Annotated in this window: 12 protein-coding genes, 1 tRNA gene and 1 pseudogene; 5 read left to right on the top strand and 9 right to left on the bottom strand. The window is 62.7% G+C overall.

Annotated features, from left to right (window positions below):
* The first annotated feature begins 113 nt into the window (after nt 1-113).
* Nucleotides 114-392, top strand: a complete 279-nt coding sequence (locus tag ACOQFP_RS08205) for a hypothetical protein (RefSeq protein WP_421583995.1) — start codon at nt 114-116, stop codon at nt 390-392.
* A gap of 153 nt (nt 393-545) precedes the next feature.
* Complete coding sequence (locus ACOQFP_RS08200; RefSeq protein WP_307830802.1) at nt 546-866, top strand: WhiB family transcriptional regulator; 321 nt, start codon at nt 546-548, stop codon at nt 864-866.
* Between the two features lie 34 nt (nt 867-900).
* On the opposite strand, the gene ACOQFP_RS08195 is transcribed toward ACOQFP_RS08200, so the two are convergent.
* The 3 genes from ACOQFP_RS08195 to ACOQFP_RS08185 all read right to left on the bottom strand — a co-directional run bounded on the left by ACOQFP_RS08195 (nt 901) and on the right by ACOQFP_RS08185 (nt 4709).
* Nucleotides 901-2211 (bottom strand): ABC1 kinase family protein, encoded by a 1311-nt coding sequence (locus ACOQFP_RS08195; RefSeq protein WP_206489875.1) that lies wholly within the window; start codon nt 2209-2211, stop codon nt 901-903.
* A 92-nt stretch (nt 2212-2303) separates the two neighbouring features.
* Nucleotides 2304-3197: a hypothetical protein gene (locus ACOQFP_RS08190; protein ID WP_206489876.1), complete on the bottom strand. Its 894-nt coding sequence runs from the start codon at nt 3195-3197 to the stop codon at nt 2304-2306.
* A 123-nt stretch (nt 3198-3320) separates the two neighbouring features.
* Nucleotides 3321-4709, bottom strand: coding sequence for a zinc-dependent metalloprotease (locus ACOQFP_RS08185; protein WP_206489877.1), 1389 nt, complete (start codon nt 4707-4709; stop codon nt 3321-3323).
* Nucleotides 4710-4852: 143 nt separating this feature from the next.
* Here ACOQFP_RS08185 and ACOQFP_RS08180 point away from each other — a divergent pair, with 143 nt between their 5' ends.
* A complete protein-coding gene (locus ACOQFP_RS08180; protein WP_206489878.1) occupies nt 4853-5878 on the top strand; it encodes a YlbL family protein in 1026 nt (341 codons plus the stop codon).
* Nucleotides 5879-5890: 12 nt separating this feature from the next.
* Here ACOQFP_RS08180 and ACOQFP_RS08175 read toward each other — a convergent pair whose 3' ends face one another.
* Nucleotides 5891-6457 (bottom strand): PPA1309 family protein, encoded by a 567-nt coding sequence (locus ACOQFP_RS08175; protein ID WP_341245241.1) that lies wholly within the window; start codon nt 6455-6457, stop codon nt 5891-5893.
* Nucleotides 6458-6746: 289 nt separating this feature from the next.
* Here ACOQFP_RS08175 and ACOQFP_RS08170 point away from each other — a divergent pair, with 289 nt between their 5' ends.
* Nucleotides 6747-9731: a UPF0182 family protein gene (locus tag ACOQFP_RS08170; RefSeq protein WP_341245240.1), complete on the top strand. Its 2985-nt coding sequence runs from the start codon at nt 6747-6749 to the stop codon at nt 9729-9731.
* 129 nt (nt 9732-9860) lie between these two features.
* Here the strand turns inward: ACOQFP_RS08170 and ACOQFP_RS08165 are convergent, their stop codons facing one another.
* Nucleotides 9861-10457 carry a transglycosylase family protein gene (locus ACOQFP_RS08165; protein ID WP_421583994.1) on the bottom strand — a complete coding sequence of 199 codons (597 nt, stop codon included), beginning with the start codon at nt 10455-10457 and terminating at the stop codon, nt 9861-9863.
* A 501-nt stretch (nt 10458-10958) separates the two neighbouring features.
* Between ACOQFP_RS08165 and ACOQFP_RS08160 the strand changes: the two genes are divergently transcribed.
* Nucleotides 10959-11035: transfer RNA gene (locus ACOQFP_RS08160), tRNA-Met, on the top strand.
* Here ACOQFP_RS08160 and ACOQFP_RS08155 read toward each other — a convergent pair.
* The 4 genes and pseudogenes from ACOQFP_RS08155 to ACOQFP_RS08140 form a co-directional block, all read right to left on the bottom strand.
* The gene (locus ACOQFP_RS08155) at nt 10992-12224 is read right to left on the bottom strand and encodes a recombinase family protein (RefSeq protein ID WP_421584028.1); all 1233 of its coding nucleotides are present in this window, start codon (nt 12222-12224) and stop codon (nt 10992-10994) included. The genes ACOQFP_RS08160 and ACOQFP_RS08155 overlap by 44 nt on opposite strands.
* Before the next feature lie 49 nt (nt 12225-12273).
* Nucleotides 12274-12723: a recombinase family protein gene (locus ACOQFP_RS08150; protein WP_421583993.1), complete on the bottom strand. Its 450-nt coding sequence runs from the start codon at nt 12721-12723 to the stop codon at nt 12274-12276.
* Nucleotides 12724-13921: 1198 nt separating this feature from the next.
* Nucleotides 13922-14770: an LGFP repeat-containing protein gene (locus tag ACOQFP_RS08145; protein ID WP_421584027.1), complete on the bottom strand. Its 849-nt coding sequence runs from the start codon at nt 14768-14770 to the stop codon at nt 13922-13924.
* Nucleotides 14747-14857, bottom strand: a pseudogene (locus ACOQFP_RS08140) (hypothetical protein); the annotation flags it as partial. The gene ACOQFP_RS08145 and the pseudogene ACOQFP_RS08140, both read right to left, overlap by 24 nt.
* Nucleotides 14858-15004 lie beyond the last annotated feature (147 nt).

The raw sequence follows: 15004 nt of genomic DNA, 5'->3' as shown, positions 1-15004 counted from the left end.
CAGGTCAAAAATAACTTGTGCAGATATCCACGGGGGGCTTAGTCTGTTTCACGTGCCGCGGGAGACTGCGCACTGCCCATCCACCTACGAGACCAGAACAGGAGCTGAAAGAAATGATCAACACATTCCACGCCGCCGTTGCCGATGCAACCGTCGCGTTCAGCCCTGTCCTCGGCATGGCGCCCTTGGGTATTGCGTCTGAGCGCAATGCCGGTGCCGCAGCAGCCGCTGGCTCGGTTGCACAGACGTGGATTCGCTCCTCCGCCTTCGGTCCCACTCAGGAATCCGCAGCCGTGGCACCAGGAGCGAATGCAGTTGCTCTGGCAACTCGACGTCACCGCGCACCCAGCGCGTCCGTGGTCGACAGCAGACACCGACTTCACTGTCGGTAGACGCTTCGATCAGCCCCACCAGGCCACGGACCCGCAGACGCGGACCGTGGCCTTTCTCGTTCAGGTAGTTCCTCTATCCGAGCGTGAGGCCGACAGGTTCGCATTACCCCTCGAACCGATAACGAAGCCGCACGAAAAGTAGAGGAGACCGACGTGTCAACCGCCACGATCCGGACGACATGCCGACCAGAGTCCGAAAGTGCCTACGCTGCACAGTCTTCGACCGAACAGGTCGAGCTGGCACTGTCGGTACCCTGTCGAGCGGCGAACCCCGACATGTGGTTCGCCGACACCCCTGCCGAACTCGAGCAGGCCAAGGCGTTGTGCGCCGACTGCCCCATCCGGCGTACCTGCCTGAGCGCGGCCCTCGACCGCGCCGAGCCATGGGGCGTGTGGGGCGGCGAGATCCTCGAGCAGGGTGTCGTCATCGCACGCAAGCGTCCTCGGGGACGGCCGCGCAAGAACGCAGCATGAGGCCCGGCACCGATGCCCGGCTTCGCCGAACGAGTCAGTCGGTGAAGCCGGGCAGCCACTCGGTGAGGATGGCCATGTACGGCGCATAGGCGTCCAACTGCGCGCAAATTCCCACCAGCCCGCCCAGCACCCGGAAGACCATCACGTACTCGGCAGGCATGTTCAACGCGCGAACCGTACGAAACTGCGCGCTGTTGAAATCCGTAGCGGTGCCCGCGGCCTTCTGCAGCCAGGCCCGGGTGAAGTGGAACGATTCGGTGTGAATCGGGTCGGTGAAGGGACGCAGATAGTCTTCGATCTCCTTCTCCGTGACGGTGCGCCCGGGAACCACGAAACCGCTCTCGCTGCAGAGTTCGACCAGTTCGTCGAACTTCTCGTCGCGTGCGAGCGAGACCATCCGACCCAGAACGGGTGGGAGGCCGTCCGGCATCGGAGCGCAGGCACCGAAATCGATGACGCCCATGCGCCCGTCGTCGAGCATCATGAAGTTGCCCGGGTGTGGATCGGCGTGCAGCAACTTCGCGCGAGCGGGTGACATGAATGCGAACAGTGCCAGGAGTTCGCCGGCCCGGTTGCGTTCCTCGGCCGTTCCGCTGGCAATGACGTCCGACAATGGTCGGCCTGTCATCCACTCGCTGACAACGACTTTGGGCGCACTGGCGACGATCCTGGGGATGGCGAATTGCGAATCGCCCGCGAATTCCTTGCTGAACACCCGCTGGTTCGCCGCCTCGATGCGGTAGTCGAGTTCGTCTTCGGTGCGGGCGGTCAACTCTTCGAGAACCGGTTTGACGTCGGTTCCCGCGAGGACGGTGCTGAACAGGTTCGCAAAACGTGAGAGCGTCTTGAGGTCGGAGCGCAATGCATCGTCCGCACCCGGATACTGAATCTTGACCGCGACATCGCGTCCGTCCGACCACGTAGCGCGGTGCACCTGGCCGATGCTCGCCGAGGCGATGGCGGTGTCGTCGAATTCGAGGAAACGCGATCGCCAGGCAGTTCCGAGTTGCTGGTCCAACACCCGGTGAACCGTCTTCGCGGGCATGGGTGGCCCCTGGGCCTGGAGTTTGGTCAACGCCTCGCGGTAGGGCTCGGAATACTCCTCCGGCACCGCGGCTTCCATCACCGACAGCATCTGCCCGAGTTTCATCGCGCCGCCCTTGAGTTCCCCGAGCACGGCGAAGAGTTGTTCTGCTGCCTTCGCGGCCATATCGGCATCTATCTCGTCGCGATTGCCGCCCGCGAGCTTCTTGCCGAAGCCCATGGCGGCACGCCCCGCCATTCCCAGGGGAATGCTGGCCAGCTTTGCGGTGCGGGTCGATCCGCGGCGAGGTATGTCAGACACGACTCCATCATGGCCGAACCAGCCGACAAATGCTCGGACCGCCCGGTTGCCGCCGGTATCGGTCGAGGTCAGCTCGCGCGATGGGCATCCGGTCAGTGCCAACAATCGCAATGCGGATGCTTGGACCACTGTCTTTTCCGCACGGTGGTTCCGGATGCTGCAAACTTCAACTCCATCGTGCAGTCGGCCGTTTCGGGCAGGGCAGCGTCGCTTCGGGCGATGAGGGATTCGAGTTGAGCGAAAGCACACGCTGCCGTGGCCAGTACCGTCGCGCTACTGGCATGGCCGACCGTGCCGAGAAGGTGAGCGGACAGATGCGGCCACTCGGGCTCGAAGTCGCAGCGAGTCAGATCCGCGCACCGCAGGCAACTCGTGCGGCCGGGCAGTACGAACGGGCCGACCAGTCCCGCTCCGTCACGTAGGCGAACCTGCAGATGCGGGATGCGTAGACGCACCAGATCGGCGACCAGCCGCGGTTCGGCGACGAGATCGTCGGTGAGTACGACGACATCGTAGGTCCAGGCGTTCACCGCTGCGTGTGGGTAGCGCGTCGGGGTCAGACTCGACCGGGTCACAGAGGCGTTGGTCCGACTCAGCCCTGCAGCCAAAGCATCGGAAATCGGACCCCGCCCCACGAGATGGACGGTGTTCAGCGTCGCAGGCATGTCCGGCGGGACGCGTTTTGAGGCATCGGATGCGACGGGTCCGCTCGTACCGTGCACGAGCAACCCGGATTCCTCCAGCTCGCCGAGCATCGCCGAGGTTCTGTTGGCCGACAGCCCCAATGTCATTGCATGGCAGACGATATGAGGTCTCGAGTGGCCTGCGGCGATGAGGCGAAGTATCTCGAGTATCGAACCCGGCTCGGCATCGGGAGGTGGAGTGACGACGACACTGGTCTCGGGGCTCCAGCCCAACTGAACAGTGCCGTCTCGTCGCGGCAGGATTGCCACCGAAGGATCGAGTCGAACGGTCGGTGTGATCATGGAACACACTCTGGCAGCGAAAGCAGTGACGAGTGCCCGCTCGAAGGCGGTTATCCACAGGGTGGAAGTGCCTCCGAGCAGGCATTCTGTCGATTCGGGCGAATCAGCACGAACGAGACCGGATCAGGGTGTGGATGAACCCTTCTCGGGGTCCTCGTCGGTACCGTCGTCGTGGCTCGCGGCCTCGGCGCGCTCCTTGGCCTCCATCGCTTCCAGTTGTGCGATCGGGTCGTCGAAGCTCGATGTGCCGCCGCCGACGACGCGGTCGATGAAGGACGCGGGATTGTCCAGATCCGAGGAATCGGGAAGCAGGTCGGGATGGGCCCACACGCCGTCACGTCCCTCGATGTCGGCGGCCGACAGCAGCTGACGCCACAGATCGGCTGCTTCGCGGACCTTGCGTGGCCGCAGCTCGAGGCCCACCAGCGTGGCGAAGGTCTGCTCGGCCGGTCCGCCGGATGCCCGGCGTCGTCTGATGGTCTCGCCCAGTGCGACCGCCCCGGGCAGGCGGTCACCCAGTGCCGCTGCGACCACAGTCTCCACCCATCCCTCGACCAGGGCCAGCAACGTCTCGAGACGTTCGAGAGCGTGCTTCTGCTCCGGCGTGGTCTGCGGCTCGAAGGAACCCTGCTGCAGGATTTCCTCGATCTTCGACGGATCGGTCAACGCGGACGGGTCGAGACCCGCAGCCGCCTCCTCGATCGCCGAGAAATCCATCCGGATTCCGCGTGCGTACTCCTCCACCGTGGCCAGCACCCGCTGTCGTAGCCACGGAATGTGGCTGTACAGACGTTGGTGTGCGGCCTCTCGCGCTGCGAGGAATACCAACACCTCGCGCTCGGGCTGCTCGAGACCCTCACTGAACGACGCAATGGCCGAGGGCAGCAACGCCGCTGTTCCGGACGGGCCGAGTGGCAGGCCGATGTCGGTGGAGGTCAGAACCTCCTTGGACAGCTGGCCGAGTGCCTGGCCGAGCTGCGAACCGAAGGCCATGCCGCCCATCTGCGTGAGCATGCCCATCATCGGCCCGGCCATCTGCTGAGCCTCGGCGGGAAGACCGGAGGTCCACATGCCCGAGATCTGCTCGGCGACAGGGTCGCACAGGCGCTTCCAGGTGTCGATGGTGTTGTCGAGCCAGTCGACCGGTGTCCACGCGACGGTCTTGGTTGCCCCGGCAGGCAAGGTCGTCGCCCCGTCGAGCCAGAGCTCGGCCAGGTGTGCGGCATCGGTGATGGCCTCGCGCTCGCCTGCCGAGACCGGGCTGAAATCGCCCATCTGCTGGCGCGCGAGCTGCTTGGCGAGGTCGTAGTTGACCGGGCCAGACCCGGTTCCGCCTGCCCCGGCAGCACCCATGCCGCTGAGCATCTGGCCGAACTGCGTGAGCATCTGACCCAGCTGGGCAGGGTCGAAGCCTTCGGCACCGAAGCCGAAACCGGCAGCGCCGGCCGAACCGTCCGGATCCTTTTTCTTGTCCGGATCGTCGTCGGAGGCACCGAAACCAAAATTGCTCATGACTCAACGGTACAAGCCCGGCGAAGGCAGAGCGTGGCAGATCGTCACGCTGACGGCGAACACGGGTGCCACCGACGGCGCACAGGGCCCTGCGGTAGGGGCGGTCTGCACGGGCGATGGTATTCGGATCTAGTGTCTACGGAGTGAACCGAAGGATCGCCACTCTTGTCGCTGCGTTGGTACCGGTGGTGGTGCTGGGCGTCACCGGTTCGGTCGTCACCGTTCCGTTCGCAGCCCTCGGCCCCGGCCCGACCTACAACACTCTCGGCGATGTGGACGGGGAACCGGTGGTGCAGATCGACGGAACCGCTGTCGATCCGACCACCGGCCACTTGAACATGACGACCGTGGCCGTGCGCGATCAGCTCAATCTGTTCGAGGCACTCGGTTTCTGGGCGAGCGGTCGTCAGGGTCTGGTGCCACGTGAAGAGGTCTATCCGCCGAACAAGACCAAAGAAGAAGTGCAGCAGGGCAACCAGGCCGACTTCGAGGAGTCCGAGTCCAGTGCCGAACTGGCAGCCCTGCACTACCTGAATCTGCCGGTGTCGCTGACGGTGGCGAGCGTGGCCGAGGACGGGCCCGCCGCAGGCGCATTGAACGTCGGTGACACGCTCGTGTCGGTCGGCGGTACCCCCGTTGCCACTGCGACGGAGGTGCGTGAGGCGGTCAGCTCCAGATCGCCGGGGGAGTCCCTCGACATCGAGTACATCCGAGACGGCACTACTCGGACGGCCTCGGTGGTACTCGGAGCGCGCCCCGACGACGCATCCAAGGGATACCTCGGCGTGACGCCCGAGGAGCAGCCCGATGTGCCGTTCCAGGTGACGTTCAATCTCGCCGACGTCGGTGGGCCGTCGGCCGGACTGATGTTCAGCCTCGCGGTGGTGGACAAGCTCAGTCCCGGTGAGTTGAGCAACGGGCAGTTCGTCGCGGGCACCGGAACCATCGACGCCGACGGGACGGTCGGCCCGATCGGCGGAATTCCCTACAAGCTGATCGCCGCCCGCGAGGCCGGAGCGACCACTTTCCTGGTCCCGGACGCGAACTGCGGTGAGGCGCAACAGAACGTCCCCGACGGCCTCCGGCTGGTACGCGTCGAATCGCTGGACAGCGCCGTCGACGCGCTGCAGACGATCGGCTCCGGCGGGGACGCTCCGTCCTGCAGCTAGTCGTCCCTGCAGCTAGTCGTCCTCGACCGCGTCGAACGTGGCGTAGAGGCCGTGCACGATGTTGGGGGCCAGATTCTCGGCAATCCGCAGTTCGATCGGTGCGAAGGGATCGGCGTCCTCGTCCGGGTGCAACTGCAGAAGTGTCAAGGACGGGCCGTCGTCGAGTACCGCCACGATCAGTCGCGCATCGCGCTTGTCGGGATGGTTCTCGGCAGCCGAGCGAGCGGCGTGGTCGGCGGCGTCGGGATCGGCGAGCAACGGCATCAGGGCGTCGTCGAGGGTCGATTCGGCAGTCGGGGGCAGGACGACGATCTCTTGAACCAGAGCGCATCCGACGACGCCCTCGGGCCAGGTCGAGGTGGCGAGGAATTCGTCGAGGGCGGGGGAGCCGCCGGTGATGTCCTCGGGGAGCGAATGCTGCTGAATCGGAGTCAGTGCCGCGCCGTCGGCCAGATCGTCGAGCAAACCCGGCTCGGCCGCGGCGAGTGCTGCGGTGGGCACCAATGCGAACATCTGCGGTGCCTGCTGCCATCCGCCTGCATCGACGAAGTCCGCCACCTCGCGGGCACACCGCGCCAGAGCCTCGGCCGCGTCTCGACCACCCGAACGAGGGTCGAACTCGTCACCGAAATTGTCTTCGTCGTGTGGTCCGTCGCTGTCGTTGCTCACGGCACTATCCTCGCATTCGGATGGTTCTCCGGATGCCGATGCTCCTGACCTGCGGTTGGCTGTGGCCGCAGTACGGGTGTCGCAGCCGTAGGATCAACGTACGTACAGTAGGGCGAAACGGACATGCGGTGCACGACGAGTGTGCCGAAGAAGTCATCTGCGGCGCCGGACGGCGTCGCCCGAAGTTGGAGTGTGGCACGTGGGCATGAGGCCCCCCACCGGTATGCCGTCCTTGTCGCGGCGAAGCCGGATCTTGCTCGTATTGGCCTTGGTGGCAGCAGGTCTGCTGCTCATCGGACCCCGTCTGATCGACATTTACACGAACTGGCTGTGGTTCGGCGAGGTCGGCTTCCGCGGTGTGTACACCACCACCCTGCTCACGCGCGTCGTGCTCTTCGTCGTGGTCGCGCTGGTGGTCGGGCTCATCGTGTTCGGCGCACTGCTGGTGGCCTACCGCAATCGTCCGGTGTTCGTTCCGGTCGCCGGGCCCAACGATCCGATCGCGCGGTACCGCACCACGGTGATGAGCCGGTTGCGTCTGTTCGGCATCGGAATCCCCGTGGCGTTCGGGTTCCTCTCCGGCATGATCGCTCAGACGAACTGGGCCACGGTGCAGCTGTTCCTGCATGGTGGTGACTTCGGGATCACCGATCCTCAGTTCGGTATCGACGTCGGGTTCTATTCCTTCGACCTGCCGTTCTACCGCTTCATCCTGAACTGGTTGTTCGTGGCCATCGTGGTGGCCTTCTTCGCGAACCTGGTGACGCAGTACGTGTTCGGCGGGATTCGCCTCGCCGGGCGCGAGGGGGCTCTCACTCGCGCGGCACGCATTCAACTGGCAGTTATCGCCGGCACGTTCGTTCTGCTCAAGGCGGTCGCGTACTGGTTCGATCGGTACACGCTGCTGTCGAGCAGTCGAAAGGAACCCACCTTCAGCGGTGCCAGTTTCACCGATATCAACGCGGTCCTGCCTGCCAAGCTGATCCTGCTGGCCATCGCGGTCATCTGCGCAGTGGCGTTCTTCGCGGCCATCTTCCTGCGTGACCTCCGTATTCCGGCATTGGCGACTGCGCTTCTGGTGCTCTCGTCCATCCTGATCGGGGCGGTCTGGCCGCTGGTGATGGAACAGTTCTCGGTTCGTCCGAACGCGGCCGAGAAGGAGAGCACCTACATCCAGCGAAACATCACCGCGACTCGGGACGCGTACGGAATTGGCGACGACGTCGTCGAATATCAGGCCTATTCGGGCGAGAGTTCGCAGAACCCGCGCGAGAGTGCGGCGGACAGGACCACCATCGCCAACACGCGCCTGTTGGACCCGAACGTGCTCTCCCGGACGTTCACCCAGCAGCAGCAGCTGAAGAACTTCTTCGGTTTCCCCGACACCCTCGACATCGACCGGTACGAGATCGATGGGCAGCTGCAGGATTACATCGTCGCTGCTCGCGAGCTCTCCCCGCAGTCGTTGACCGGTAACCAGACGGACTGGATCAACCGGCACACCGTGTACACACACGGGAACGGCTTCGTCGCGGCACCTGCCAACCGGGTGAACGCAGCGGTGCAGGATCCCACCGCCGAGGGTGCGACCAGTAACAGTGGCTACCCGATCTACACGGTCAGTGACATCGCCTCGCAGGGCAAGAATCAGGTCATCCCGGTCGATCAGCCACGCATCTACTACGGCGAGGTCATCGCGCAGGCAGACCCGGACTACGCCATCGTGGGTTCCACGGGTACCGGTGACCGTGAGTACGACACCGACGAATCCAACTACACCTACACCGGTTCCGGCGGCGTCTCGGTCGGTAACTGGTTCAACCGGTTTGCTTTCGCCGCGAAGTACGCCGAGCGAAACATCCTCTTCTCCGGCGCGATCGGCAGCGACTCGAAGATCCTGTTCGACCGCGATCCTCGCGACCGGGTGCAGAAGGTTGCGCCGTGGCTGACGACCGACACCGATTCGTATCCGGCAGTGGTGGACGGCAAGATCGTCTGGATCGTCGACGGTTACACGACGCTGAAGAACTACCCCTACGCCCAGCGTGCCTCGCTGGACGGTCTGACGGTGGACAGCGTGGAGCCGACGACGGGTCGCCCGTTGCCGCGCGACGAAGTGTCGTACATTCGCAACTCCGTCAAAGCGACGGTCGATGCGTACGACGGCACGGTGACGCTGTACCAGGTGGACGACAAAGATCCAGTCCTGAAGGCGTGGATGGGTGTGTTCCCGGGTTCGGTTCAGCCCGAGTCCGCGATCACCGACGAGCTCCGTTCGCACTTCCGTTACCCGGAGGACCTGTTCAAGGTCCAGCGGGAAATGCTGGCGAAGTACCACGTGGACAACCCCAACGAGTTCTTCACCAACAACGCGTTCTGGTCTGTACCGAGTGACCCGACGAGCAACAGTGGTGCCGGCAGTGATCTGAATCAGCCGCCGTACTACGTGCTCATCGGTGATCCCGAGACCGGAAAGCCCTCGTTCCGACTCACCAGCGCGATGGTCGGGTTCAATCGTGAACTGCTCGCTGCGTATATTTCCGTGCGCTCCGATCCGGACAATTACGGCAAGTTCACCGTTCTGCAATTGCCGACTCAGACTCAGACACAGGGTCCGCAGCAGGCGCAGAACTCGATGACCTCCGACGCGCGTGTGGCGTCGGACCGAACCCTGCTCGAGCAGTCGAACGAACTGCAGTACGGCAACTTGCTGACACTGCCCATTGCCGACGGCGGAATCCTGTACGTGGAACCGCTGTACACATCGCGGAAGAATGCGGCGACGTCGACGTTCCCCCAGCTGACCAAAGTTTTGGTGAGCTACCGCGAGCCAGGGGCCGAGGGTGGTGTGCGCGTCGGATACGCGGCCAGATTGTCCGAGGCACTCGATCAGGTGTTCGGTGCGGGTACCGGATCGGCAGCCACTGCTCCCGGTGGAGCGCCCGAGAATCCGCAGCCGGCGGAGTCCGGCGGAACAACAGGGTCGGAGACACCGGCACCTGCGTCTGGGAACCCGGCTCCGTCCAACGGCGGCTCGGCTACGAGGGACGCTGCGGTCACCGGGTTGAACTCTGCGCTCGATGCCGTGCGCACCGCACAGCAGAGTGGAAACCTGGCCGATCTCGGTACTGCACTCGAGAACCTGCAGACTGCCGTGGACACGTACAACTCCGCCGCGAACTGATCGTCGAGTTCACAGCGGACTGACATACGCGAAGAGCCGCCTCACCGAAACGGTGAGGCGGCTCTTTCGTTGTTCGCTACCCGCGACTGGGTGCCTTCGGCACCGCGGGTGGACGACCGTGCCGGCCGATCAGCGTCCGATCGGCGCGAGCACGGGAGCGTTCGCAGCAACGAGGTGCTGGAACTGGGCGCTCAGACCGTACTGATCGGCCAGCTTGGAGGCAGCGTCGAACGCTCCCTGCGCGGCCTGCGTCACGGCGGCTGCCTCGGGTGCGACGGCCGGTGCCGGTGCCGGTGCCGGTGCGGGTGCCGGAGCCGGCTTCGGTGCCGGTGCGGCCTCGGGCTCGGGCGTGGAGGTGCCGGTGGTAAGGTGCTGGCCGCAGACGGGCCACGCGCCGGGGCCCTGGGTCTGTAGGGTGTTCTCCGCGACGCGGATCTGCTCGGCCTTGGATGCGTTGGCCGGCGAGCCGGTTCCGCCGTTGGCCGTCCAGGTGCTCTGCGAGAACTGCAGGCCGCCGTAGTAGCCGTTTCCGGTGTTGATGCTCCAGTTGCCACCGCTCTCGCACTGTGCGACGCCGTCCCAGTTGTGGGTGGCTGCGTTGGCGGTTCCGGCAGAGACGCCGAGGGGGATTGCTACGGCGGCACCTGCGATGGCGGCCATTCCGAGTGCGCGCCGAGCCTGCACAGCGACGCGGGTCTTCGTGCCGAAATTGTTCTGAGTGGTCATGCGGGGTGAATCCTCTCCGCGCTCGACTGGCGCGACTGGCCTGCAATCACGTCGCCGGTGTTGATGGCGATGGTGACCAGGCGCTTCGTATCGTCGCGGCTCTGCCCCCGTACGTCTTGGGGACCACACCCGCGGGGCAGAGCGAAGGAAGCGGCGGGGTGGTGCAGGCCCAGCTGTTGAGGGCCGTCCGTGAAGGTAGTCGAGGAATCACGGGCCGTCACTGAGGAGAAATGGGATGAAACGTGATCACATACTGGGACGTCGTACGCGTTTTCCCTGCTCAATACCGGTTGTGGCGCTAATGTTGCTACTTCGTGACCTGAACGTTATGTGATGCGAAACACGCAGAAAAAGAGACGCGGAGCACTATTTCGGGGCCGCTTCGACGTGCTATGCGACACGTTCGAGTACGTCTCCCGCACCTGTGCTGGAGTACCCGAGCACTCGAATGTCATGTGATTTGCATTCGCCGTACGCGCGGGAGTAACTTCGTAGATGCAACGCGGGGTGGAGCAGCTCGGTAGCTCGCTGGGCTCATAACCCAGAGGTCGCAGGTTCAAATCCTGTCCCCGCTACCAAAGTGGAAAAGTTAGAACCAGCGCCCTCAGGGCGCTGGTTTTTTCTTTTGCGCGAGGAACGACCGGTTGAGTCGGGGGTCGTCGAAAACTGCGAGCTCAAAGTAGTCGACGACCCGTCCGGCTCCTGCTGCGCGTGGGCCTCTGCGCGAAGCCGCTTTGCAATATCCGGGTCCGTAAGGACCTCGAACAGTGAAGTCATCTTCACGTCGATTTCATCGTCCATCACCTCGAAGTGGCTGATGATGGACGCATTGAGTTCGCGTCGAACCGCACCCGTCCCCTTCTCGTACAACTGTCCTGCGTTGGCCAGTATCTTGAGTGCCAGGTCGAGGCTTCGAGTGATGTGGTCGTGGGTGAGGCGCGTGCCGTCCAGGGTGTTTTGAGCATGCGCAATCTGTTCTGCGATTCGTTCCTGTTCCGTCTTCAGCTGATCCAGCGGCACTGCACCTTGGTAATGGGCGTGCAAAACAGCCTCTCGTTGCTTCTTCAGTTTCGCCACCGCATTCTCCGCACGGGTAATACGTCGACCACGTTGAGGAAGGACGACCTCGACGTGCTCCAGGAGCATTTCACGCGCGTCGGTTACGGCCGCGAGGTCCATCGTGACCGTGTGCCAGTAGTTCTCGATCCGTTCTTCGAGGAGGTGAACGGGCACAGCCTTGAAGTCACAGCCGGATTTCCTCACCTGGCGGCCGAGGCAGTAGAAATAGTGGTACGTCCGACCCTGACGGTTTTTGACCAGTTCTACTCCTAGGAACTCTCCGCACGAACCGCAGCGAAGTGCGCCCTTCAAGTAGTGCGGGTGTTTCTGCGGCTTCTCTTTACTCAGCTTGCGCGCTTGGCTCACATTGCGCGCTCGCTGGAACGTGTCCTCGCTGACCAGGGGTTCGTGGCTTCCTTCGTGCCATGCGCCGCCGTATTTGACGAATCCGGTGTAGTAGCGGTTTCGTAGGATGCTGTGGATATGCGACAGCTGAAGAGGCCGCGGTGGGCGAGACGGTCGAGCCAGCGTCGTCACACCACGTCGAGCAAGATGCTCTTGAATCTGTTGCATTGTCCACTCACCCGTCGCGTAGGCCTCGAAAATCCATTTCGCTACAGGCGCTCGGTCTGCGTCGAGTTCGATGGTCCGCACTTCGTATCCATCTTGGGTTCGTCGACGTGTGTTGAGGTAACCGAACGGTGCCATACCAGGCGTTCCGCCGCTCTTGACCTTCTGTGCAGTCCCCTTCTTGGACTCATTGGCCAGGTTTTGACTGTAGAACTCGGCGATCGAACTCATGATGCCGTGCATCAGCATGCCGCCTCGGGGTCTCATCTATGTTCTCGGTGACAGACACGAGCGATGCACCTGACTGCTGTATTGCCAAGTTGATTGCGACATCGTCAACGCGGTTACGCGCCAGACGATCGATCTTGTGCACAATCACGTTTGTGATCTTGTTGCTTGCCAGGAAGGTCAGCATCTTTTGGAGGCTCGGCCTGTCTGCGGAGCGGGCCGACTCACCTGCATCAACGAACTCGGCGACGACGACCGCGCCAAGCGCCTCTGCGCGTCGAAGGCAGGCCTCCCGTTGGGCGGGTATAGAGAAGCCTTCAGCTTCACCACCCTTGTTAGCTTGGTCCTTGGTCGACACGCGGAGATAGAGGACAGCGAGGGGTTTGATGTCGATAGCTGTTTCAGCCATTGTTGATCACCTTCCGATGGCCCCGGCACAACAACGCCGAGCAGTCCGACCCTGCACCTTCCCGAGAGCGACCAACTCAGAGCGGACGCGGACTACCGCCGCAACAACAACCGGATCGTCCGGGGCGAAGCCTGCCTCGACGGCCGCTAAGTGCTCTTCATCCATATTGCGTTGGACGGTGTGCAGGCTACTTCGGTTCCATCGAGATACGTTTTTTGACTCGATTCAGGTGGGGGAGTGTGAGCTGGGCGCTCGTGCATGCGAGTTGGGGGCCACTTAGGTCGAGCATGGGACCCACGGAATCCGACCGAATCTGAGTGGCCGGGCCCAGCCTGTGACGACGACTGAAGAATAAACCTATGGCGGAGGTAAGTGCATGGCGTTTTAACTTCTCGACGGAGACGCGTCCTATGCCAGCAAGCGGCCTGAACTGCAGGTTACGCGGCTGCGATCTGCATATCGGTTTACTCCCATTGTCGCGGGCACCTGAGTGCCCACCGGCACCTCGCCGGTGGGCACTCAGGGCGCTAGAGCATTCAGAGATCTGTACTCATACGCGGGTCGGAGGTTTCGGGCCACGTGCACGCCTCGAAGATACGAGCCATAGACCGCACGGTTTCGTCCCGGCTAGCGGGAACGTCCTTCCATCTGTCGTACAGACGTTTCGCTGAATCGATTGTCTTGACACCGAGCAATTCGACGTCGCCCGGCACTGCGCGACGGTTCGTACCGCCGATCGACTCGGCGGCAAGGACAGGGTGCAACAAACCGTCCACTACCCGTGATGAGATCACTCGCGTGTAGACATTGATGGCCGCGCCCCAGTGATCACCTGCGGGACTACCAAGCGGAAGCAGGATATCCCAGCGAGATCGCTCTCGATTCTCGCGAGTGACACCAACACTGACTTTGAGTACATGCCTCCCAGCCTGGTCATTTAGCCCCTCGATCCATACCTGCCGTTCGCGATCGATCGCTCGGCGGAGTGCCTCCAGTTCCGCGAGCCCCGAGCTAGGCCCAGCTTCGCCCATCGGGTGCGCGCACAAAAGAATCAGTAAGTTGTCTCTGAGATCTCGCACCACTGAGTGCTGAGCAGTGGGTAGCTGCATCTGAGTAGCTTCGGCGACCGTGACTGTACCCGTCAAAATGAGGCGATCGATGAGCTTTCGTTCTTGTGGTCTCAAGTAGAGCTCTCCTATCAGGGCCTCGGTCGATCCTCAATATAGCCTTTGGCGCATCCGCCCCAATCATCTCCACGCTGGTTGGTCAGATCGACGTACGGCCCAGCAAACGATGTGAGAAGCTTCTCTCTAGGGAGTCCGGCATTTAGCCATGCGACCGTGCTACGAACGTGGGATTCGTTATTGTCCCAACCCTTGGCTAGATTGCCGGTTTCAGCATTAACGCTGAATCCGAAGTTGTAGACAAGCCCGGTGCATGCCAAAAAATTCTCCGGGTCCTCATCCGCATTGTGCTTTCGGACAATATGGTCCCGGTACACACCGCACGTCAGGGCGAGTTCGGGCTCGGACTTGCTCGGCGATTTGATGATCGCAATCACAGTATCATCAGACCAATTTTTATCCGTGGGATCACGAGTTTCAGGGTAGAGGCACTCGGACATATCGTCCAACGCGCCTTCGAAAGAATTATTTGTGTAGCAATTTCCCGCCTGGAGTGCGACGTAGTTGCACTTGTCGTTGTCAACGGTTGTTAACGCATTTTGAATATGCGTCACTGCTTCCGGATCCGCAAATGCGGTGTCGTAAATGCGGCCCCCGATGAAGTCATGATATTTCGTCGTCCCGATGGCAAGCTCATCGGATGTCAGATACCCGAGCCACCCGGTGTGCCCTCCGAGACTGTTCCACTTGTCACGAATTGGACCATTAGGGATTGCCGAACCGATTGCGTTTACAAACGCCACATAGATAGCTCCCCGCTGAAACTCCTGACGCCGCCCGACACCGTCCGTGTGCACTATCTCATCAGTTGTCGGGTAACCAAGCCAGCCAGCTTCGTAACGGTGGACGCCCCAACGATTCAGGAAACTGTTCACAACCGGATGCGCTCCGGTCGAAGCGGACCAGTAGATGGGGCCATTAAGGAACTGGGTTCGCTTGCCGAATCCGTCAGGGTTGGGGACTGCCCCGAGTTCGGTTGACTCGTTGGGTTGAGTGAATCAGGCCGCGTGTGCGGACTGATTGATTGTCTCAAACTCGGTTGGGGTGAGTTTGCCGAGCCGGCGTTGGCGACGCTTGCGATGGTAGGTCCGTTCGAT

It is taken from the genome of Rhodococcus sp. MALMAid1271 (genome assembly GCF_049195265.1).
Lineage (GTDB): Bacteria > Actinomycetota > Actinomycetes > Mycobacteriales > Mycobacteriaceae > Rhodococcoides.
The sequence above is the reverse complement of the archived record's forward strand: the minus strand, read 5'-3'. Positions and strand labels throughout refer to the sequence as shown.

What these genes read in the sequence shown, in the direction of transcription:
- ACOQFP_RS08205 (WP_421583995.1), top strand. Translation starts at nt 114, where the DNA reads ATGATCAACACATTCCACGCCGCCGTTGCCGATGCAACCGTCGCGTTC.
- ACOQFP_RS08190 (WP_206489876.1), bottom strand. Translation starts at nt 3,197, where the DNA reads ATGATCACACCGACCGTTCGACTCGATCCTTCGGTGGCAATCCTGCCG.
- ACOQFP_RS08185 (WP_206489877.1), bottom strand. Translation starts at nt 4,709, where the DNA reads ATGAGCAATTTTGGTTTCGGTGCCTCCGACGACGATCCGGACAAGAAA.
- ACOQFP_RS08165 (WP_421583994.1), bottom strand. Translation starts at nt 10,457, where the DNA reads ATGACCACTCAGAACAATTTCGGCACGAAGACCCGCGTCGCTGTGCAG.
- ACOQFP_RS08155 (WP_421584028.1), bottom strand. Translation starts at nt 12,224, where the DNA reads ATGGCACCGTTCGGTTACCTCAACACACGTCGACGAACCCAAGATGGA.
- ACOQFP_RS08150 (WP_421583993.1), bottom strand. Translation starts at nt 12,723, where the DNA reads ATGGCTGAAACAGCTATCGACATCAAACCCCTCGCTGTCCTCTATCTC.